This window comes from Streptomyces sp. NPDC002537, assembly GCF_053594975.1.
In genome coordinates, this window is sequence record NZ_JBSFWT010000053.1 from 24,220 (window position 1) to 45,784 (window position 21,565).

General features: G+C 72.0%; 15 protein-coding genes and 1 tRNA gene. 5 read left to right on the forward strand and 11 right to left on the reverse strand.

Features of this window, described 5'->3' with window-relative positions:
* Position 1 precedes the first annotated feature (1 nt).
* Both ACWD4A_RS22820 and ACWD4A_RS22825 read left to right on the forward strand, forming a co-directional pair.
* Positions 2–1,204 (forward strand): FAD-dependent monooxygenase, encoded by a 1,203-nt coding sequence (locus tag ACWD4A_RS22820; protein WP_451196685.1) that lies wholly within the window; start codon positions 2–4, stop codon positions 1,202–1,204.
* The gene (locus ACWD4A_RS22825) at positions 1,194–2,072 is read left to right on the forward strand and encodes an SDR family NAD(P)-dependent oxidoreductase (protein ID WP_451196687.1); all 879 of its coding nucleotides are present in this window, start codon (positions 1,194–1,196) and stop codon (positions 2,070–2,072) included. The genes ACWD4A_RS22820 and ACWD4A_RS22825 overlap by 11 nt, the downstream gene beginning before the upstream one ends.
* Positions 2,073–2,513: 441 nt before the next feature.
* Here the strand turns inward: ACWD4A_RS22825 and ACWD4A_RS22830 are convergent, their stop codons facing one another.
* From ACWD4A_RS22830 to ACWD4A_RS22845, 4 genes are all read right to left on the reverse strand, one after another.
* Positions 2,514–3,956 carry an NAD(P)/FAD-dependent oxidoreductase gene (locus ACWD4A_RS22830; protein WP_451196689.1) on the reverse strand — a complete coding sequence of 481 codons (1,443 nt, stop codon included), beginning with the start codon at positions 3,954–3,956 and terminating at the stop codon, positions 2,514–2,516.
* Positions 3,957–3,981: 25 nt separating this feature from the next.
* Positions 3,982–5,343: a LuxR C-terminal-related transcriptional regulator gene (locus ACWD4A_RS22835; protein ID WP_451196691.1), complete on the reverse strand. Its 1,362-nt coding sequence runs from the start codon at positions 5,341–5,343 to the stop codon at positions 3,982–3,984.
* A gap of 55 nt (positions 5,344–5,398) precedes the next feature.
* A complete protein-coding gene (gene paaN / locus ACWD4A_RS22840) occupies positions 5,399–7,153 on the reverse strand; it encodes a phenylacetic acid degradation protein PaaN (protein WP_451196693.1) in 1,755 nt (584 codons plus the stop codon).
* A gap of 399 nt (positions 7,154–7,552) precedes the next feature.
* Positions 7,553–8,749, reverse strand: a complete 1,197-nt coding sequence (locus ACWD4A_RS22845) for an MFS transporter (protein ID WP_451196695.1) — start codon at positions 8,747–8,749, stop codon at positions 7,553–7,555.
* 146 nt (positions 8,750–8,895) lie between these two features.
* Here ACWD4A_RS22845 and ACWD4A_RS22850 point away from each other — a divergent pair, with 146 nt between their 5' ends.
* Positions 8,896–9,810, forward strand: coding sequence for a LysR family transcriptional regulator (locus ACWD4A_RS22850; RefSeq protein ID WP_451196697.1), 915 nt, complete (start codon positions 8,896–8,898; stop codon positions 9,808–9,810).
* An 83-nt stretch (positions 9,811–9,893) separates the two neighbouring features.
* On the opposite strand, the gene ACWD4A_RS22855 is transcribed toward ACWD4A_RS22850, so the two are convergent.
* The 5 genes from ACWD4A_RS22855 to lanKC form a co-directional block, all read right to left on the reverse strand.
* Complete coding sequence (locus ACWD4A_RS22855) at positions 9,894–11,675, reverse strand: ATP-binding cassette domain-containing protein (protein ID WP_451196700.1); 1,782 nt, start codon at positions 11,673–11,675, stop codon at positions 9,894–9,896.
* A complete protein-coding gene (locus tag ACWD4A_RS22860) occupies positions 11,672–13,477 on the reverse strand; it encodes an ABC transporter ATP-binding protein (RefSeq protein WP_451196701.1) in 1,806 nt (601 codons plus the stop codon). The genes ACWD4A_RS22855 and ACWD4A_RS22860 overlap by 4 nt, the downstream gene beginning before the upstream one ends.
* Positions 13,478–13,632: 155 nt before the next feature.
* Positions 13,633–13,749, reverse strand: coding sequence for a SapB/AmfS family lanthipeptide (locus ACWD4A_RS22865; protein ID WP_451196703.1), 117 nt, complete (start codon positions 13,747–13,749; stop codon positions 13,633–13,635).
* 45 nt (positions 13,750–13,794) lie between these two features.
* The gene (locus tag ACWD4A_RS22870) at positions 13,795–13,911 is read right to left on the reverse strand and encodes a SapB/AmfS family lanthipeptide (protein ID WP_451196704.1); all 117 of its coding nucleotides are present in this window, start codon (positions 13,909–13,911) and stop codon (positions 13,795–13,797) included.
* A gap of 116 nt (positions 13,912–14,027) precedes the next feature.
* Positions 14,028–16,769: a class III lanthionine synthetase LanKC gene (lanKC, locus tag ACWD4A_RS22875; RefSeq protein WP_451196707.1), complete on the reverse strand. Its 2,742-nt coding sequence runs from the start codon at positions 16,767–16,769 to the stop codon at positions 14,028–14,030.
* Positions 16,770–17,507: 738 nt separating this feature from the next.
* Here lanKC and ACWD4A_RS22880 point away from each other — a divergent pair.
* Positions 17,508–18,218, forward strand: a complete 711-nt coding sequence (locus tag ACWD4A_RS22880) for an ABC transporter ATP-binding protein (RefSeq protein ID WP_451196732.1) — start codon at positions 17,508–17,510, stop codon at positions 18,216–18,218.
* A gap of 5 nt (positions 18,219–18,223) precedes the next feature.
* Positions 18,224–20,761 carry an ABC transporter permease gene (locus tag ACWD4A_RS22885; protein ID WP_451196710.1) on the forward strand — a complete coding sequence of 846 codons (2,538 nt, stop codon included), beginning with the start codon at positions 18,224–18,226 and terminating at the stop codon, positions 20,759–20,761.
* A 65-nt stretch (positions 20,762–20,826) separates the two neighbouring features.
* Here the strand turns inward: ACWD4A_RS22885 and ACWD4A_RS22890 are convergent.
* Positions 20,827–20,916, reverse strand: a tRNA-Ser gene (locus ACWD4A_RS22890).
* A 101-nt stretch (positions 20,917–21,017) separates the two neighbouring features.
* Complete coding sequence (gene tadA, locus ACWD4A_RS22895; protein WP_451196712.1) at positions 21,018–21,542, reverse strand: tRNA adenosine(34) deaminase TadA; 525 nt, start codon at positions 21,540–21,542, stop codon at positions 21,018–21,020.
* Positions 21,543–21,565: the final 23 nt, after the last annotated feature.

Genomic DNA, 21,565 nt, shown 5'->3' on the forward strand with positions numbered 1-21,565 from the left:
CATGAGTCGGAAGAAGCAGGCCGGGAAGGCCATCGTCATCGGCGCGGGCATCGGCGGTCTCGCCACCGCCGTCTCCCTGCGCAAGGTGGGCCTCGACGTCGAGGTCTACGAGCGGGCCGGCGAGCTGAAGGCCGCCGGGTCGGGGCTGTCCGTGATGAGCAACGCCATCGCCGCCCTCGACTCCATCGGCGTCGACCTCGGTCTGGAGAAGCGCGGCCAGGTCCTGGAGTCGTACCACGTCAGGACCGCCCGCGGCCGGCTGATCAGGGAGTTCCCGTTCCCCGGCATCATCGAGCGGCTCGGCGTGCCCAGCGTCCTCATCACCCGCTCCGACCTCCAGCAGGCCCTGCTGGAGGCCGCCGAGGGCATACCGATCGAACTCGGCGCCACGGCGAAGGAGTTCGTCACCGACGAGGACGGCGGCGGCGTACGCGTCACCTTCGAGGACGGGCGCGAGGCGCACGGCGACATCCTCATCGGCGCCGACGGCTTCAACTCCGTCGTCCGCCGTCAGCTCGTCGGCCCCGGCGAGCCCTCCAAGGACAGCGGCTACATCGTGTGGCTCGCCGTCGTGCCCTTCGAGCACCCGCGCTTCACCAAGGGCTCCGTCACCCACTACTGGGGCAGCGGCAAGCGCTTCGGCCTGGTCGACATGGGCGGCGGCCGCCTCTACTGGTGGGGCACCAAGAACATGCCGGCCGCGCAGTCCCGTGAGTGGCGCGGCGGCAAGTCCGAGGTCCTGCGCGCCTACGAGGGCTGGGCCGACGAGGTGCAGAAGGCGATCCGGGTCACCCCCGAGGAGTCCATCATCGCCGTCCCCTCCCGCGACCGGCCCTTCCTGGAGCGCTGGGGCAAGGGCCCGGTGACCCTCCTCGGCGACGCCGCGCACCCCATGCTCACCAGCCTCGGACAGGGCTCCGGCATGGCCATGGAGGACGCCGCCGTCCTCGCCCGGGTGCTCGGACGGGCCGACGACCTCACCCGCGGCCTGCGCCGCTACGAGGACGAGCGCCGCGAGCGCGCCCGCGGCATGGTCGCCGCCTCCCGCGGCATCAGCGACTTCGAGCAGTCGGAGAACCCGGTCCGGCGCCCGATCCGCGACGCCTACTTCAAGTTCCTCCCGGCGGCCCGGCTCACCCGGACCCTGGAGGACTCCCTCACCTTCCCCGGCCACGTCCCCGCGGAGGTCCGCCATGCCCGCTAGCCGCCGTGCACCCCTGTCCCCGGCGGGCCGCGCCGTCCTGGTCACCGGGGCCTCCACCGGGCTCGGCCGCGCCGCCGCCCTGCACCTCGCGGAGACCGGCTTCCGCGTCTTCGCCGGGGTCCGCGGGGCCGCCGACGGCGACGGGCTCACCGCCGCCGCGTACGGCGGGCTCACGCCCGTCCTCCTCGACGTGACCGACGACGGGTCGATCGCCGCCGCGGCCGAGGAGATCGCCGGGGCGACCGGCGACGACGGCCTGTGGGCCGTGGTCAACAACGCCGGGGTGTGCGTCTCCGCGCCCCTGGAGTGCGTCACCACGGACGAGCTGCGCCGTCAGCTCGACACCAACGTCGTCGGGCAGCTCGCGGTCACCCGCGCCTTCCTGCCGGCGCTCCGGCGCAGCCGGGGCCGCGTCGTCAACGTGACCTCCGGGCTCGGCAGCGTCGCGATCCCCTACATGGGCGCCTACTCCGCCGCCCAGTTCGCCAAGGAGGCCCTCACCGACGTCCTCCGCCGCGAGCTGCGCGCCTTCGGCGTCGACGTCTCCGTGGTGCAGCCCGGCGCCATCCTGACCCCCATCTGGGGCAAGGTCTCCGACACGGCCCGCGCCGCGCTCGAAGCCGTCCCCGAGCCGGTCGCCGAGCTCTACCGCATCCCTTTCAACCGCTTCCTCCACCAGAACGAGCGCGGCGCGCGCACGAGTTCGACGACCCCGTCGCACTTCGCCCGCGCGGTGACCCGCGCCTTGACGGATGCCTCTCCGCGTACGCGGTATTCCGTGGGCACGGACGCGCGCCGGATGGGAGTCCTCTCCCGTGTCCTGCCGGATGCTGCGCTGGACCGGTATCTGGCACCGATCACGCGCTGACGCGCGGTGTCCTCAAACGCCGGACGGGCTGGATTGCACGGACCGTGGCTCTTTGCCCTGCGGCCCGCAGACTGCGGACTACACCAGCAAAATCAGCCCGTCCGGCGCTTGAGGACGCGGCCGCAGGCCGCCTCCGCCGTAGGCGGCGAACCGGCCCGCAGGTGAGGGCTTCGCTCCTGACTCCTCCCAGCGGTCATGCCCCGCAGTTTCGAGGTCAAGGCCGGCAATTCCAGCCCGTCCGGCGTTTGAGGACGCGGCCGCAGGCCGCCCCCGCCGTAGGCGGCGAACCGGCCCGCAGGTGAGAGTTTCGCTCCCGGCCCCTCTCAGTGGTCATGGCCCGTAATTCCAGCCCGTCCGGCGTTTGAGGACGCGGCCGTAGGCCGCTCCCGCCGCAGGCGGCGAACCGGCCCGCAGCCGGGGGCCCAAGAACTCCCGTACGGGTCAAGGTCGGCGGAACGCCGACGGGTCGATCGACACCAGCCGCTTCACAGGGCCCGGAACGAACGCCCCCCGGTCCTCACGTTCCTCCACCGCCCGGAGGGCGGGAAGCACGGCCCGCGACCCCGCGAACCGGAACGGCTCCGGCGGCAGCACCCCGCCAGGGGTCCGGGCGAAGCCCGAGGAGGACCACTCGTCGCGCGTGCCCAGCACGAGCGACGCCAGAACCTTGGCCATCAGCTTCGACGGCCCGACCCCGTCCCCCGAATACCCGGTGCCGTAACAGACGTTCGGCACCGACCGCAGCCACCCGGCGAACGGCACCCCCGTCACTGCATACTCCACGGGCGCCGTCCACGCCCCGGCGACCGGCACGTCGGCCAGGTCCGGGAAGATCCGCAGGAACTGCCGCCGCATCTCGGCGGGCCGCAGCGGCCGTCCCCACATGGTGTCGGGGCCGGTGCGGCCGTAGGAGATCCCGGAGCCGCCCTTGCCGAAGACGAGCCGCCCGTCGGGGGTGGTGCGGTAGTAGTTCAGCCGCCGCCGCGAGTCGCAGACGGACGTGCCGTCCGTCCAGCCGCGCTCGGCGAGCCGCTCCGGGACGGGCGCGGTGAGGACGGTGTCGCTGGCTATGGTCACCATGCGCCGCCCGATGTCCTCCAGTTGACCGGCCCAGGCGTTGATGGCCAGCACCACCCGGTCGGCGGAGACCGTGCCGCGGGGCGTCACCGCCTCCGTCCGCACACCGGTCCGCAGCCCGGTCAGCGGCGTCTGCTCGTGGATGCGGACGCCCTTCTCCAGGGCCACGCGCCGCATGCCGCGGGTGAGCTTCGCGGGCTGGACGGTCGCGCAGCCGGGGTCGACGACACCGCCGTAGTGGGAGTCCGTGCCCACCATGCGGCGGGCCTCGTCGGCGGAGACCTGGCGCAGCGGCTCGATGCCCGCGCGGTCCAGTTCCTGGAGGGTGTCCTCCCAGGCGCCGAGCTGCGCCCGGTTGGAGGCGGCCCACAGCCAGGGCCCGCGCCGGTGCCCGGCGTCGATGCCGTGCTCGTCGACGAAGGACAGGATCTCGTCGACGGCCCGCTCGGAGGCCTCGCCCAGGCGGCGCGCCTCCTCGTGGTCGCTGATGGACACAAGACTGCGGAACCGCGCCCACATAGGCATCAGGAAACCGGCGTTGGCGCCGCTGGCCCCGCCGCCGCAGATGTCGGCGTCGATGAGCACGATGTCGGTGCCGGGGGCCCGTTCCAGGATCTCCAGGGCGGTCCACAGGCCGGTGTAGCCGCCGCCGACGATGCACACGTCGCACCGGGTGTCGCCTTCGAGCGGCGGCGACTTGCCGTCGTCCGGTTCGGCGGCGAGGGCGTCCCGCAGCCAGGGGGTGCGCCGCCCGGGCTCGGGCGCGGCGCCGTTCGGCCAGGTGCGGGGCAGTGCGAGGGCGGTCAACGGAGCTCCTCCGGAGTGCGTTCGGTCATGGTTCCTGCCTGTCGGCCGGCGAGGGCGCGCGGTGCGGCTCGGCGGCCCTCAGCAGATCGATCCGCGAGTTCACCCCGAAGCACTTGAAGAGCTTGCGCAGGTGGTAGTTGACGGTGTGCGGCGACAGCCCCAGCCGGCGGGCCATCTGCTGGTTGGTGAGCCCCTCGCCGACCAGCCGGATCAGCTCGTGCTGCTGGGCGCTGAGCCGGGGGTGGTCCGGGCCTGGCGCGTACGGCGGCTGTGCGCCGTCCGGTGCGCCGGTGTCGTCGGTACGGACGTCGGTACGGACGTCGGTGCGGTCTTCGGCGCGGGTGTCGGCGCGGTCGTCGGTACGGGTGTTGTTCTCAGGGGTGCGGCGCACGGTCCGCAGCACCGCGGCCTCCCGGTACAGGGCGCGCTTGAGGGCGCCCGGCACCGAGTCGTCGATGATCTGCCGCAGCAGCTCGTTGTGGAAGACGGTCCGCGCGCCCTCGTCGCGGACGATGCCCGTGGCGCAGGCCTCCTCCACGACGGGCAGCAGCGCGGAGGGCGAGGTGTGCAGCATGACGGCCAGTTCCTCGTACTCCACCTCCTCGCCCATGACGGCCGCCACGCACAGCAGTTGGCGGCACTCGGGGGAGTACTGCGCGAGCGTCGTGCGGACCCGGGCGCGCAGTCGCTCGGGGAGGCGGCTGGAGACGAGGGTGGAGCGGTCGTCGACGATCTGGATGTTCTGTTCCTCCCGCATGCCGGTGAGGAGTTCGACGATCAGCCGGGGGTGGCCGTCGAACTCCTCCACGAGGCGGGCGAGGAGCGGCGAGGGCGCCGCGCCCAGGAGGTCGGCCGCGAGCTCCAGCGCGGCGGAGGACGACAGCGCGCCGAGCGCGATGCGTTCGCAGTGGTCGGTGGGGTCCGACAGCAGGAGGCCGGCGGGGTCGGGGCCCAGGCCGGTGCGGCGGGCCACCACCCAGACGACCCGGTCGTGGTGCGGGCCGTTCCGGAGGGCCGCCGCCTGCTCGGTCCAGGCGGGTCCGATGCCCTGGAACTCGTCGATCGGCACGAGGACGGGACGGACCGGCGTGTGGTGCCGGGCGCCCGCCTCGCGGTGGCCGGGCGCCTGGAAGTGGTGGCGCGGCCAGGAGGCGGGGCGGGCCGGGCGCGCGGTCCGCGAGGCGGGCGCGGTGACATAGCCGAGGCGGTCCGCGAGGGCCATGCACTCGCGCATCAGCCGGGTCTTGCCGAGGCCCGGCCGGCCCTCGACGATCAGCAGGGTGCGGCCGCCGTGGCGGCCGTGTTCGAGGATGTCGCGGACGCGTGCCATCTCGCGCTCACGGCCGCGCAGGGGCCGGTCGACGGGTGTGGTGAACGTGGTGAGCATGGGTGTGGGGTCGCCCTTCCCTCGGAGGTCGTGCGGCGCGGGGCGGTACGGGCGGTTAGCGGCCCGTGGAGCCGTGACGCCGCACGCCCACCGTGCGGAAGCGGCCGGCGACGAACGCGGCGTCGCAGTACACCGAGTTGGCGGCCGGGTTCATGCCCGTGCCGTGCAGGTCCGAGTAGACGGCGGACTGCGTGATGTACCACTGCCCCATCAGATTTAGCGAGAGCATGACACCCACTTCGGCGCAGGCGTCCTCGAGCGCCGCCTCGACGTCCGGTGAGGTGGTGTAGGCGCCCGCGGACAGCGCGCCCCGCTCCCGTGCCGTACGGGCCAGCAGGTCGATGCCCGCGGCCGTCGAGTCGACGGCGACGGCGAAGAAGACGGGCCCGAGCCACTCGGCCGACAGCGTCGCCAGGTCCTCGGGCCGGCCTGCGTCCAGCGCCACGACGGTGGGCGTGCGGATCACGGCCTCCGGGAACTCCGGGTGGACGACCGCGCGCGGGGCCACGGCGACCTCGCCGAGCGCGCCCGAGGCGGCCTTCCCGACCCGGGCGAGCACCTCGGGCCCGAGCAGCGCGCCGAGCACGGCGCTCGCCTCCCCGTCGTCCGCGAGCAGCGTGCCGAGGGCGCCGCCGAGGTCCGCGACGATCTCGGCGTACGTCTTGTGCCCCTCGTCGGTGCGGATGCCGGTGCGCGGGATCAGCAGGTTCTGCGGGCTGGTGCACAGCTGCCCGCTGTAGAGGGCGAGGCTGAAGGCCAGGTTGTCGAGCATGTCGCGGTAGTGCGCGGTGGAGTCGATGACCAGGCTGTTCACGGCGGACTTCCCGGCGTACACCTGCGCCTGGCGGGCATGCGATTCCAGCCAGTCGCCGAAGGGCGCGGAGCCCGCGTAGTCGACGATGCGGACGTCCGGGTGCGTGGCGAGGGTCTTGGCCAGGGCCTCGCCGGGCCGCTCGGGGGCCAGACACACCAGGTCGGGGCCGAACCCCGTCTCGCGCAGCACCTCGCGCGCCACGTGCACGGTCAGCGCCAGCGGCAGCACGGCGCGCGGGTGCGGCTTGACGAGGACGGCGTTGCCGGTGGCCAGGGAGGCGAAGAAGCCGGGGTAGCCGTTCCAGGCGGGGAAGACCGCGTTGCCGATCAGCAGGCTGACGCCGCGCGGCCGCAGCGTGAAGGTCTTGTCGAGGACGAAGGGCCCGGCGCCCTCCTGCGGCTTGCTCCACACGGCGGTTCCCGGCAGCCGGGTCTGCTCGGCGACGGCGTGGGCGACGGCCTCCAGCCCGCGGTCCTGCGCGTGCACGGCGCCCGCGTGGAACGCCATGACCGGATTGTGGCCACTGGTGTGCGCGGCGGCCTGCGCGAACTCGTGCGAACGGGAGTTGACGCGGGCCAGGATCTCCACGCAAACGGCCGCGCGCACGGCGGCGCCCGCGTCCCGCCAGGCCGGCATCGCCTCGCGCATCGCGGGCAGCAGCACCGTGGGGTCGTGGTGCGGGTAGGAGATTCCCAACTCCGGCCCGAACGGCGATTTCTCGCCACCTTCGGCGGGGGAGGGTCCCACGACGCCGTCCTGGCCGGGCTGGTCCAGCGCGAAGTGGCGGTCCAGCGAGCGGTGGTGCGCCGCCTCGCCCTCGGCGGCGCCGTCGGGGCCGTAGGAGGCGGGATCCTCGGGGTAGGGGGACCAGTGGGCCCGGGTGCGGATGGTCTCCAACGCGCGGTCCAGGGTGCCGCGATGGCGGCGCACGAGCTCGTGCGCGTCGGTCGTCCTCCTGTCGCCCGGGGCGGCCGGACGCACGTCAGATGATCTCATTCCCACGCTCCTTCCGCTCCGGAAAAGCGCGAGCAAGGTCCCTTGAGTCGGACCGTGGTCGAGCCGCGCCGCAGTAGCCGGATCGCATGGCCATTCCCCCCGTACCCCCTTGTGTCCCCCGTGGCGGCGACCTCTGCCGGTGCCACACACCATTCATGCACAACAAGGGGTGTCTCGCACAAGGTTTGCAATGAATAGCCATAGGGTCTTTAAAGTCACGTCAACTAGGGGTTTCAGTACGGGAAAATGAAAAATTTTCCTCAGCCTGAAGCGGCCGCGGCGGGGGTTCCGCGGCCGCTGGTCCAGAGTGGAACCGGCTGTTCCTATTCCGTCCGATTCCGTTCGATGCGGTCCGGTGCAGTCCGGTACAGCCGGTCCGGCCCGATCGGCCCGATCGGCTCAATCAGCCGCTGTGGCACCGGCCTTGGGCACCCGGCCGAACAGGGTCACCAGCAGGGCGGCGATCGCCAGGCCACCGCCCAGGTACATCACCGACTCGGTGCCGAAGCCGTCGACCATCCGGCCGCCCGCCGTGGCGCCCACGGCGATCGCGCCGTTGAAGATGCCCACGAACAGGGAGGTCACGCCCTCGCGCGCCTCGGGCGCCGCCGTCGACAGCCAGGTCTGCGTGCTGACCGACACACCGCCGTACGAGATGCCCCAGACCGCCAGCAGGATCAGCGCCCCCGGCGTGGACACCCCGAGCTTCGGCACCAGCAGCACCGACACCGCCAGCACCGCGCTGATCATCAGCAGCGTGCCCTTGATGGCCGTCCCGACCCGCGAACCGGCCAGGAAGTTGCCCGCGACACCGGCGACACCGTAGATCAGCAGCAGGGTGCCGATCAGGCTCGCCTTCACGCCGGAGACATCCTCCAGCACCGGACGGACGTAGGTGTACGCGGCGAAGTGACCGCACACCAGCAGCGCCACCACGGCGAGGCCCGTGGCCACCCTGGGGTTGCCGAACAGCCGCATCACACCGCCGAGTCCGACCGCCTGCTCCGCGGGCAGCGGCGGCAGCAGTACCGCCATCGCGACGGTGACCAGCAGCGCGAGCGCGGCGATGGCGACGAACGCCTCGCGCCAGCCCGCCCATTCACCGATGTACGTCCCCGCGGGCACGCCCAGCACGGACGCCACCGCGATGCCGCTGAACACCAGGGAGGTCGCGGGCCCGGCCTTGTCGGGCGTGACCAGCCGTCCGGCCAGGCCGCCCGCCAGCGACCACACGCCGCCCATGCCGATGCCGACGAGCACGCGCGCCGCCATCATGACCGCGAAGTTCGGCGACCACGCCGCGAGCAGGTTGGCCGCGGTCAGCAGCGCCATCAGGTAACAGAGCACCAGCCGCCGGTCCATCCTGCCCACCGCGGAGGTGACCAGCGGCGCGGACAGCGCCCCGACGATGCCGGTGACGGTCAGGGTCAGGCCGGCGGTGCCCTCGGTGACGTCGAGCGCGTCCCCGATCGGGGTGAGCAGGCCCACCGGCAACATCTCCGACGTGACGACCGTGAAGGTCCCGGCCGCCACCGCCACGACGGCCGGCCACCCCCTCACCGTCGTGTTCCCCGAGGCCGGGGCCCCGGTGGTCATGTCATCAACTTTTGCCATGCCCCCAGCCAACTCCGGGGGGCCGGGGGGAACAATCGCGAAGTCCTAATGCTTCCATGAGGGGGATTAATCGACGCGGTGTCAGGGGGCCGCGCACTCGGGGGCCGCCTGCGGAAGTGGGGGCACGAATGACGGTCACGGCGCGGAAGTCCGCGAGCGGCCTGGAGATCCGCGAGCTGGAGTGCTTCCTGGCCCTCTCGGAGGAGCTGCACTTCGGACGGGCGGGGGAACGGCTGTACGTCTCGCAGGGGCGCGTCAGCCAGCTCCTGCGCTCCCTGGAGAGCCGCATCGGCGCCCGCCTCGTGGAACGTACCAGCCGTCGCGTCCGGCTCACCCCGCTCGGCGAGGACTTCCTCCGCTCCCTGCGGCCCGCCTACGCCGCTCTCCGCGCCACCGTCGAGGACGCCCACGCCGCCGCCCGCGGTGTCGCGGGCCGCCTGCGGATCGGCTTCCAGGGCAGCGCCGACGACGCCTTCATGGCCGTCGTCGGCCTCTTCGAGGACCGCTACCCCGACTGCTCCACGGAGATCACCGAGGTGCCGCTCTCCGACCCCTTCGGGCCGCTGCACCGCGGCGAGGTCGACACCGCGGTCGTCCTGCTGCCCATGGCGGAGGAATCCCTCGCCCTCGGTCCCGTCTTCTCCCGCCAGCCGCAGTACCTCGCGGTCTCCAAGCGGCACCCCTTCGCGTCCCGCACGCTCCTGTGCGCGGAGGACCTCGCCGACTCGCCCCTCGTCGGCGTCCGCGGCCCGGCCCCCGTCTACTGGCGCGAGGCCCAGGCCCCCTCCCGCACCCCCGCCGGCCTCCCCGTCCCCGCGGGCCCCATGGTCTCCACCCTCCAGGAGGGCCTCTCCCTCGTCGCCGCCAACCGCGGCGCGATGCTCCTCTGCCACTCCACCGCCGAATACCACCGCCGCCGCGACATCGCCTACATCACGGTCACCGGCCTCCCCGACTCCGCCCTCGGCCTCGTCTGGAACCGCGCCCACGAGAACTCCCGCATCAGGGCCTTCGCGGAGGCGGTGGGGGAGGCGCTGGCCTGAGGGGTGGGTTCAGGGGTGTCCACGGCGTGGCGGAAACGGCTCAGCGGATGGCCTCTCAGCCCGACGGCCCGTCCGGCCGACTGTCATGTTCCGCTCCTCATTCGATGATCGTCGTTCCAATGCCCGACGAGATCGCGATAGAGGGGGGACGTCGTGAGCAGGTCGGTGTGGCTGCCGCTCGTCGCCCGCGTTCCGTCCAGCACGAGGACCCGGCGCGCTCTCAGTGCCGAACTCATGCGGTGGGCGACGACCACGAGGGAGCCCGGGCGGCGGGCGAAGGCCTCTTCGGCCCGTGCCTCCGCCCCCGGATCCAAATGGCACGTCGCCTCGTCCAGGACGACGAGGGGGGCCGGTGAGAGGTAGGCACGCGCCAGGGCGACCTGCTGACGCTCGCCCGCGGAGAGCGCAGTCGGCAGGACGTGTCCCCGGTGTCCTCCTAGCCGCGTCACCAGGTCGGCCATACCGAGCGCCGCTATGGCGCGGTCCAGGTCCTCCGGGGACGCCTCCGGGCGGAGGTAGGTGAGGTTCTCCTCCAGCGAGCCCGAGAAGACGTATGCCTCCTGGGGGATGAGGACCCGACAGCGGGCGAGCGCCTGCGGGTCCAGCGCCGTCGTGGGCGACCCGCCCAGGAGGACACGGCCGCTGTCCGGCGCCAGCATTCCGGCGATCAGGTTCGTCAGGGTGGACTTCCCGATGCCGCTGGGACCGACGACGGCCAGGTGCTCGCCGTGCGGAATCGCCATGCTCAGGTTGTCGATCACAGGATCGGACCGGGCGCCGTACTTGAAGGTCACCTCGTGCAGCAGCAGGTCGCAGCGGCCCCGGTGAGCCGCCGGAGTGGTGGGCCGCCGGGGTGCGCCCGGCCCCGGAGAGCGCGGTGCCCCCGTCTCACAGATCCGGTGCAGCGCGACCGACAGTCTGATGCCGCTCCCGCCCAGGCCCTGGACCAGGGTCCGCAGCGCGGGCAGCAGACCCTGGGTGACGTAGGCGAGACCGCCCATGATCCCGCCTGCGGTCATCCCGTGCCGGAGCAGCCAGGGGGCGGCGGCGACGACCAGCAGCAGAGGCGTCCAGCCTCCCACCGCGACGGCGCCGATGCGGACGGTCGCCATCCAGGCGAGTCGGCGTCCGGCCAGGGCCTGGGCGTCTACCAGCCGCCCCAAAGAGGCACGGAACTCGTCCTCCGCACCGCAGGCCACGATGTCGCGCAGACCTCCGGAGGCAGCGGTCAGGGCCTCGGACAGTTCTTCGTCGGCCAGCATCAGCCGACGCTGCCGGGCGGCCACCTTTCCGGCGAGGAGGAGGAAGCCGGCCAGGCCGAGGCACAGCGGCGGCAGCACGAGGACGAGGAGCGGCGGCGCCAGCCAGAGCATGCCGAGCAGGGCCCCGCCGACGGTGAAGACGAACCCCCGGGTGACCATGACGAGGCCCGCGTACGCCTCACGCGCGATTTCCACCTGCTGAGTCAGCCGGGCGATTCCCGCGGTGTCCGCCGGACGTCCGTCCGCCGCCCGGTGCAGGGAGTTCCCCACCACGCGCCGCAGCAGGCCGTCGCGGAAGGGCTCGACGATGTGCGCCAGCCGGGGATACACCTGTCGCGTTCCCCACGCTCCGGCGCACACGGTCGCCCCCAGCAGTCCGAGCCAGGCCATCCCGGCCAGCGGCCGGTCGGCCGCGAACCCGGAGTCCACAGCGTGCGTCACCAACTGGCCGGTGAGAAAGGCCGGTACGGCCTCGACCAATGACCACAGCAGCAGCGGAAGGAGGAGACGCCGCTTGTCCCTGAGAGAGGCGGCCACTTCGGCCAGCATGACGCGGGACGGCGAGTCGGCCTTGTCCTTACCGCTGTTCGAGCCGCGGCTCATACTGTTCCCTCGGTCGTGACCTTCCCGGTGCGCGGGGTATGCGGCGAAGGGGGGCGAGCCGTCGCGGTCCGGTCGCCGGAATCCGGTGCGAAGAGGGACCGGTAGGCGGGGTCGTGCCACAGCTCCTGATGGCTCCCCAGGGCCCGGACCCGCCCCTCGTCGAGCCACGCGACCAGGTCGGCGCGGGCCGCGGTGGACGCCCGGTGGGCGACGATCAGCCGGGTGCGGTCGCTCAGCCGGTCGGTGAGGACGGAGCCGATCTGCTGCTCCGTCGCGGTGTCGAGGCTGGACGTCGCGTCGTCGAGGATCAGTACGCGGCCGTCGTGGGCGAAGGCACGGGCGAGACCGATCCGCTGCGCCTCGCCTCCCGAGAGGGGGGCGTCCTCGGGCCGCGTGCGGTACCCCTGCGGCAGCCGCTGGATGAAGGCGTGCGCCTGGGCCGCGCGAGCCGCGTGCTCCATGCGCTCGTCGGACGGCTGCCCGGCGCTCAGCAGGATCGTCCGGGCCAGCGTGTCACCGACGAGCGCCGGGCGTTCGAAGGCGTAGCCGACGGCGCGGCGGAGGCCGTGCCGGCCCAGGGAGGGCAGGGGCACGCCGTCCAGCAGGACCACCCCGTCGTCGGGGTCGAGCAGGCGGCCTGCCACGGCTGTGAGCAGTGACTTCCCGGTCCCCGACCGTCCGACGACGGCGAGCGAGGTGCCCGCGGGGACGACGAGGTCCACGCCGTTCAGGACCTGTGACCGGCCGCTGCTCAGGGACACGTCGCGGAACTCCAGGCGGCCCGGCCCGGGGGGCAGCTCTGTCGTTCCGTAGGCCATGACCGGTTCGGACAGCACCTCGTCGACGCGGCGCGCTCCGGCTCGGGCCCGGGCCAGGCGGGCCATCAGCATGGTCGTCATGCCGAAGCCCGCGCCGAGGGAGACGTAGCGCCAGGCCGCCAGCATGTCTCCGGGGCTCATGCGGTCGGCTGCGAGGGCGAAGCCCGCGACGGCGAGCACGGCCACTTCCAGCAGGGGGACGAGGAGGGCGCCCTTGGCGGCCATCGCGGTCTGGGCTTTCCACATGCCGTGCCCCAGGGAGCTCAGCTCCGGGAGACCGCGGAGTACACGGTCCTGCTCGCGGTCCAGGGTCCCGGCGGACCTGACGGTCCGGATGCCGGCGAGGGCGTCGAGCAGGGCGGCGGAGATGCCGCCCTGACAGCGCTGGTACTGCGTCATCAGCTCGGTGGCGTTCCGGGCGAAGCCCCGGAGGAGGACGAACAACGCGGGCAGACCCACGACGAAGGTGACCGCCAGCCATGGGTGGATGAGCCACAGAGCGATCACGCTGCCGATCGTGGGCAGGACGGAAAGGACCGTCCACACCGCCGTGCCGGTCGCGTTCCCCGCTTCCGAGGCGTTGTTCACCACGCGGCTGACCAGGTCTCCCCGCGGGAAGCGACGCGTGGCCCGGTCGCCCATGGCCAGCATCCGGTCCACCAGCCGGTGCCGGAGCCAGGCGGTTCCTGCGGCGGAGACGCTGCCCACGGCCGTCTCCCCGAGCGCGTCACAGACCACCATGAGGATTACGGCTCCGGTGCAGCCGATCGCCCAGGCAAGGGACCGCTCCCCGGACACGAGAGAGTCCACGGTTCGGCCGAGGAGCGCCGGCAGGGCGACTTGGGCGGTCGTGTCCAGCAGTGCGGTGACGGCCAGCACGGCCGTCCAGCCGCGCCCGTCGCGGGACATCCGCAGCAGCAGGCGGTCCGCGCTCCGTGACGGCGAGGAAGACGTGGACCGGCCGGAAGCCGGGGGCTGGGCCATGTCTCCTCCTTCTCGGGGTGGTGTGCACAAGGGTGGCGTGATCAGCCGATCTGTGCTGACCTACAGAGCACGGCTCGGCTGGACGAACTGTGACTTCGTCCAGCCGAGCTGTATGGCTATCGCTGAGCAGTCAGCTCACCGACACCGGACTGGTGTCAGTTGCACCACAGCCAGCTGGAGTTGCTGCAGTCGGAGCTGTTACCGCTGCCCATGGGGATCAGCTCCTCCGCCTCGGCGGGAAGCTCCATCGCCTGAAGGTCGAGCAGGGACATGATTGCCTCCTGTTGTACGGGTCGGACGGGTGGGACGGTTCGGTGTCAGTTGCACCACAGCCAGCTGGAGTTGCTGCAGTCGGTGCTGTTACCGCTGCCCATGGGGATCAGCTCCTCCGCCTCGGCGGGAAGCTCCATCGCCTGAAGGTCGAGCAGAGACATGTGGGGTCACCTCCTTCCGAATGAGTTGTCGCGTGGTGCCCTTGTGGGCCCCCTCCGTCACCGGAGGGGAGTCTGGGGAGCGGCGGGGACGGTTCGGAAGCCCCCGCACTCGGCCGTCAGCGGCCGTTCGACAGCCCGGGGCCGGCGCCCGGCGCGAGGAACGGCAAGTGCACGGGGCTGTCGTGCAGAGCCGCGCCGATCGCGAGCAGGACGCCTGCTGTCCCGGTGGCGAGATCCATCGAAAGCCTCAGCAACTGTTCTCCCGGGAAGGCCAGGTGTCCTTGGTGGGAGAGGGCGTGCCAGGACAGCGCGCGGATGTGCGCGGTCACGGCGGGGTCCGCCGCGGGGGTCCGGGAGCGCGAGACCGCGGCGAGGTGCGCGAGGATTCCCGCACGTCCGTTGAAGAGCCCGGACTGGACGTAGAAGGGCGCCGTCGAGGAGTGCCTCATGCCCGCGCCCGCGGTGACGAAGCGCTCTTCGGTGCGGTGCCGCAGGTAGGCCTGGAGTGCCAGGGCCACGCCGGCGCTGCCGGTCGCGAGGTACGGCATGGAACGCCAGCCCTCGTTGACGTGCACGGCCCCGTCGTCGCGGGTCAGACACCGTCGCAGGTCCTGACCGAGCGCGGTGGCCGCGAGGTCGAGGAAGGCCGTGTCGCCGGTGTCTTCGTAGAGACGGACGAAGAACAGTGCCGGTCCGGAGGACCCTTGCAGCAGTCCGGCGTGCGGTTGCTTGCCGCCGGATACCGTTGCCACGTCGTCCTCTTTGCCGAGCCGGTCCGCGACCAGGTCCGCGGCCCGCAGCGCGGTCTGTCGCAGGGCGGGGTCGCCGGTGGCCCGGGCGAAGTGAACGAGGTTGAGCCCGATGCCGGACAGGCCGGACTGGAGGTCGTTGCCGAGGGCTTCCCAGTTCTCCGCCAGACAGAGCTCCAGGATCTCCAATGCCTTCGCGCGGTGGCCGAGGCGTTCGAGTACGTACGAGACGCCGTGCAGCCCGTCGTAGAAGCCGAGCCGGGCCCGCTGGTCGCGCCGGGCGGCGTGTGCCAGCAGCCACTCCTCATGCTCGGGGAAACGGCCCGCGCCGGTGATGTCGAGCGCGTAGAGTACACCGGCCGCGCCGTGGGCCAGGTTCAGACCGCCGGTCCTGAACTGGGCTATGTCTCCCGGGAAGAGCCGGTCGTCCCGGTCCGGTGTCGCGCTCGCCAGAATGGCATCGGCCATGGACGTGCGCAGCGTCTCCCATGGGAACGCGTCCGTCGGGAGGCGGAGCAGCCGGGCGGGGTGCGGCGACTCTGTCGCAGTGCCGCCGTGCGGCGAAGTGGCCTTTGCCGCCGGACCGTTCACGAAGCCCGGGGTTCCGGCGCCGGAGTGCTTGCCGAGGACATCCCGCACAGCGGTGTCGAGGAATTCGCGCGGCACGGGAAAGAGTTCTGCTATTTCCTCGGCGAGCTGGGTCACCTTCTCCGCTCCCTGGCGCAGCAGCGCGGTGATCGGCAGGAAGAGCGACAGCCGCAGGCAGCCGAGAGAATATTGGTCGATACCGAATCCGGTGCGGTCGCGGGGTGCCGCGAAGGCCGGGTTTCCCAAGGTGGGCCTGATTTTCTCGTGCACGAGCGCGGCGACCTCGAAGTCGATCAGAGCGACCGTGTTGTCGGGCCGGACCATGACGTTGAACGGGTGGAGGTCCCCGAAGACGACGTCACGCCCGTGCACATCGGCGACCGCCTGTTCCACCTGCCGGCAGATATCGAGGGCCCACGCGGTGTAATCGGCGACTTCTTGTTCATCCGTGGTGCAGCCGTTGAGCGGATAGCGTTCCGCGAAGAACTTGTTGAGCGGCCGCCCCTCGATGAATTCCTGCACGAGGAAGTGGTGATCGCCCAGTTGGAAGCAGCCGTGGACGCGGGGGACGCCGGAGAGTCCCGCGAGGCGTTCCAGGATGTCCTTCTCCCGGGCCAGGCGCGCGACAGCGTCCGCTCCGTCGGTGGTCAGGCCCGCGTGCGGACGGGCCTCCTTGAGGATCACCTTCTCGCCGGTGCGCTTGTCCTCGCCGACATAGATTCCGCCGCCGTTGGAGAAATGCAGCGCACGGTCGATGCGATAGGGAAGGTCCCCGACCGCGGTGGCTTTCACCGCGGTCAGGTGCGGCTGCAGGAAGTCCGGCAACGGCACCCACGGCGGCAGGTGGAAGGAAGGTTCCCGGCGGTCCGGTACGAGTACCCCGTCCGGGTCTTCGATTGCCTGCTCCAGAACCCCCTTCGCCGAGACGACATGACGTTCGACGAAACCGCCGTAGCGGACGTACAAGGGGCCGGCGCCCCAACGCAGATCGCTCAGGATGTACGGTCCCGGCTCGCCGCCCACCTCCCGGTCGAGATCTTCCAGTATCTCGCGGAACTGGCGATCGTCCGCCGGGTAGATGGTGATGAGCTTGCCGCTTCCGCCGCGGGGCGCGTACTTCATGTTGCGCGTGTGGTGCACTTGGCGGCCGCGGAGGAACTTGAAGGGGATGCGGCGCGGTATGCAGTAGTTCCAGGCCGCTTCGATGATCTTCTCGGCATTGTCGCGTCGAGCCGATGCGTGAATTTTCCAGCCCTGCAAAGGGCCGCGCGGGCCGTCCGGTCGATATACGAGCCAGTCGTCCTGCTCGAATCGCTGCCAGCCCTCGGGCACGGGACCTTCCGCGACACTGAAGCCGAGGTTTTCCTCTTTGAGCTCGGTGGGCGAGTCGTAAAAGATCGGGTCGGCCATGCAGTACGCGTCATATCGCTGGTCCATCGTGTGCTCCCCCCGGCTCTGCAGTCGCTGCACTATTGACGCCGAATCGGTGCCGATGTTTTCGCATTCACCGATGTGCCTCATGATTCACACGCCATGCAGTGTGCTGCAAGGGGGTCTTGTTTACGTGGCTGAAATACTGTGCCGCACAATGCAAGATCATCTGCCCGCACCCGGAGCGATCTTCTTCGCCTCGTCCCGGGGTGGCGGTTCGGTGGATCGCGCCAGGTGGGCGTGGGTGTGGGGGGCGTGGTGGTGCACGGGTGTCGCGTGTGGGCGCCGGGGGAGCGGAAGATTAATTGGCGGCGAAATGTCCGATGCCCGGTCTTCTCTCCGGTTGGCCTGTTCGCTGCGACTGCAGTTCGAATGCCCGTGGCGGCAGGTTTCGGCCCCCGCTGCCGGATCCGGGACCTTTGAGGGTAGGGGGTCCCGTGGGGAAGTGGAAGTAAAGGGAAGTGCTCTGATTGGTCAAAGAATGCACGGCCGACGGTCGGGGGCGTGGGGAGGGTGGGCGAAGCGGAGTGCCGGCGTCGGTGGTCGCCCGGGGGCCGCCCGTGATCCGGATGCATGACATCAGGTCACGTCGTGAGCGCGGGACGGCCGGAGTTCTCGAACCAGGCGCAGGAAAGGCCCTGTTGGCGGGCTGCGTGCGGCATCGCTAACTGACGGAGCGTCATGAGTGGGTCGGCGTCACGCGGCTGCGAGGCGGCTTAGCATGAGGCAGCACACGACAGGAGTAGACAATTGCTGTCACATGAGCCGGGGTCCCCCCATGGCTGCGACGCGAGGGACGTGACGGGCTTACCCGAGGCCGCTGTTGCGTTGGAGACGGTGAGCAAGGTGTACGGGAAAGGCGCACAGGCGGTCCACGCCCTGCGCGAGGTCTCCATGTCCTTCCCACGCGGGAGTTTCACCGCCGTGATGGGGCCATCGGGGTCCGGCAAGAGCACCTTCCTGCACTGCGCGGCCGGTCTCGACCGGCCCACGTCGGGAACGGTCCGATTAGCCGGTACGGACCTCGCCGCCCTCGACGAGACGGCCCGCACCGCGCTGCGGCGGGAGCGGATCGGCTTCGTCTTCCAGGCGTTCAACCTGCTGCCCTCCCTGACCGTCGAGCAGAACATCACCCTGCCCCTGCGGCTGTCCCGCCGGAAAGCCGACCGCACGTGGCTCGCGCAGATCCTGCGGCGCACGGGCCTCGACGCCCGTGCCGGGCACCGCCCCGCCCAGCTCTCCGGCGGCCAGCAACAGCGAGTGGCCATCGCCCGGGCCCTGATCGGCCGACCGGAAGTCGTCTTCGCCGACGAGCCGACCGGCGCGCTCGACACCACCACCGGACGCGAGATCCTCTTGCTGCTGAGCGAATCGGTCAAAGCCCTGCGGCAGACGGTCATCATGGTCACGCACGACCCCGTGGCAGCCTCATACGCCGACAGCGTTCTCTTCCTCGCGGACGGCCGTCCGGCAGGCTCGCTCGACTCTCCCACCGCCGCATCCGTGGCAGAGCGCATGACCCGTCTCGGGAACGGGTGAACGGCATGCTGCGCTTGGCCTGGCTGACCGTACGAGCGCGGAAGGCCGGATTCGCCGGGGCCTTCGCCGCCCTCGCCTTCGCCCTCACCCTGATCACCGCCTGCGGTGTCCTGCTGGAATCGGCCCTCGGAGCCCCCGAACCCACCGAGCGCTACGCCGCCGCGGACGTCGTCGTCGCGGGCAGCCACCGCATCGCTCCGGCGCAGCCGGTCCTGGACCGACTGCGCGCGCTGCCCACCGTCTCCGCCGTCACCCCGGAGTTCTCCTTCCCGGCGAGCGTCATCACCCGCGGCGGTGAGGTGCTCGACGGCCCCGGCCGGGGCCCCTCCCTGGGGCACTCCTGGCAGAGCGCCGCCCTGGGACCCTTCACCCTCCGGTCCGGCCGTGCCCCGGCCGCCGCCGACGAGGTGGCCCTCGACGCGGCACTGGCCGACCGGGCCGCGGTACGGACCGGTGCTCCCGTCACCCTTGCGACCACGGGCCCGCCGCGCGCCTACACCGTGGTGGGCGTGGCCTCCTCACCCCTTGCGGAGCCCCGTCAAGCGGCGGTGTTCTTCTCCCAGGAGCAAGCCGTACGGCTTGCGGGGGGCGGGCAGCCGGTCGACGCGGTCGGCCTGCGCGCCAAACCCGGCGTGTCCGCGGAGAACCTGGCCGGTCAGGTGCGCGAGATCATCGAGAAGACGTCGTCCGGGGCCTCGCAGCTCTACGCCTCCGACGTGCGGACGGGCGGTCGACGAGGGGAAGCGGAGTTCGCGCACATCGCGAGCCCCAGCGACGCGCTGGGCTCCTTCGCCGGGACCTTCGGCGTCATCGCGCTGTTCGTCGCCCTCTTCACGGTCTCGGCCACGCTCGCCTTGTCGGTGCGCCAACGGACCCGGGAAATCGGCCTGTTGCGCGCCATCGCCGCCACCCCGCGGCAAGTGAGGCGCATGATCGCCGCCGAGACGCTGATCGTGACCCTGGCCGCCGCGCTGCCCGGGCTTCCCGCCGGAGCCGGGCTGGCCGCGCTGCTGCGCATCGAACTGGCCCGCCGGGGGGTGATCCCGGACGACTTCCCGCTGAGGATCGGCCCGGCGGCACTGCTGACGGTCCTCGCGCTGGGCATCGTGGCCGCGCAGCTCGCCGTCCTGATCGCCGCCCGCCGGGCCTCCCGCGTCCATCCCGCTCAGGTGCTGAGCGAGGCTTCCGCTCCCGCACGGCGGGCCGGGCTGCTGAGGGCCGTGGCCGGAGCCGTGGTCGTCGCGGTCGCCGCCGTCCCGCTGGTGTCGACGGCCCGCAGCCGTTCCGGAGAGGGCGCGGGAACCGCGGACGGCATGGTGATGGTGCTGATGCTGGGCGTCGCCCTCCTCGGGCCCGTTCTGGCACGCGCGGGCGGCACCCTTCTGGGGGCGCCCGTGGCCAAGCTCTTCCCCGTCGGCGGCTTCCTGGCCGGCGCCGGGGTCCGTGTCCAGTACCGGCGCCTGGCCGCTGCCGTCACGCCGTTGGTGCTGGCCGTCTCCTTCGGCGGCACCCTCCTGTTCGTTCCCCCGATCAAGGCCCAGGCCGCTCAGGACCAGGAACGCCAACGCCTGCTCGCCACCCACGTGGTGCGCAGCTCCGGCATCGGCATCCCCGGCGAGTTCGCTGCCGAGGCGAGGAGCGTGCCCGGAGTCGAGGCGGTCAGCGGACTCATGCCGATCACGACCGTCCTCACCGCCGAGCACCACGGACACACACAGACCCATGGCGGCCCGGGCTACGGAGTGGATCCGGGACTCCTGAAGAGCCTCCTCGACCTGGACGTCCGATCGGGTTCCCTCTCGGACCTCCAGGGCCGGGGCATCGCGCTGGGCGAGCGCAGGGCACGCACCCTCGGAGTCGCCGTGGGGGACACCGTGGCGGTCGACTGGGAGGACGGCACGCGCTCCGACGGGCGCGTCGTCGCCGTGTACGGGCGGGACAAGGGCTTCGCCGACGTGCTCACCGCCCGGGGCCTCGCCGCGCCGCACACCCCTGGGCCTCTGGACGGCACCGTCCTGTTGCGCGCCTCAGCGACCGCCGACCCCCGAGCCGTCGGGCAGCGGCTCGACGCCCTCGCCGCGCGGTACCCCATGGCACGGCCGCAGGACCGCGCCGCCTACGACCGGGGGAGGCACGCCCAGCACGACGCCTCGAACTCTTTCGCCCTCTTCCTGCTGGCCATGATCGGCTCCTTCACGGCCATCGCCGTCGTCAACACCCTCGCGATGTCCACGATGGACCGCGCCGAGGAGTTCGCAGCGCTGCGCCTCGTCGGGGCGACGAGGCGCCACATCATGCGCATGATGTGCTGGGAGGCGGTGATCGTCGTCGCGCTGGCGCTCCTGCTCGGCTCCGCGGTCGGTGCGGCGGTGCTGGTTCCGGTCAGTCTGGCCCTGACCGGCTCGGCGGTGCCGGCCCTCCCGGGTGCCCAACTCCTCGGCATCCTCGCCGCGGCCGCGGGGCTCGGCATCGTCACCACGCTGCTTACCACGCGCCTTGCCCTGCGCGCGGCACCGTCCGGAGTGGCCGTCTCGAGGCAATAGACGGCAACAGCCGAGGACGGGACAAAAGCAAGACGTCCCCCGACCGTGAGGTCGGGGGACGTCGTTGGCGGTAGCGGTGGGATTTGAACCCACGGTGGAGTTGCCCCCACACACGCTTTCGAGGCGTGCTCCTTAGGCCGCTCGGACACGCTACCGAGAGAGAGCTTAGCGGACGTGGGGCCGTGCTCTGAAATCGGTTCCCGGAGGTGGGTCCGGCAGGGGCTCGGGAGGGGGCGGTGGGCGGGCGGGCCGCGGGTCAGCGGTTGCGGAAGAAGTCGGTGAGGAGGGCGGCGCAGTCGTCGGCCAGGACGCCCTGGATCACCTCGGGCCGGTGGTTGAGGCGGCGGTCGCGGACGACGTCCCAGAGGGAGCCCGCGGCGCCCGCCTTCTCGTCGACCGCGCCGTAGACGACGCGGTCCAGCCGCGAGAGGACGATCGCGCCCGCGCACATCGTGCAGGGTTCCAGGGTCACGACCAGGGTGCAGCCGGTGAGGCGCCATTCGCCGACGGCCCGCGCGGCGTCGCGGATGGCGAGGACCTCGGCGTGGCCGGTCGGGTCGCCGGTGGCCTCGCGCTCGTTGTGACCGCGGCCGATGACGGTGCCGTCCGGGGCCAGGACGACGGCGCCCACCGGTACGTCACCGGTGCCGGGGGCCAGCGCGGCCTCCGCCAGCGCGGCCCGCATCGGGGCGTGCCAGGGATCCCGTACGGGATCGGGCCCGGAGGCGGGTACGGGATCGGGCCGGTGGTCGGGCCGGCGGCCGGCGACGGCTTCGTTCATCGCACCAGTGTGCGCGAGCTCGC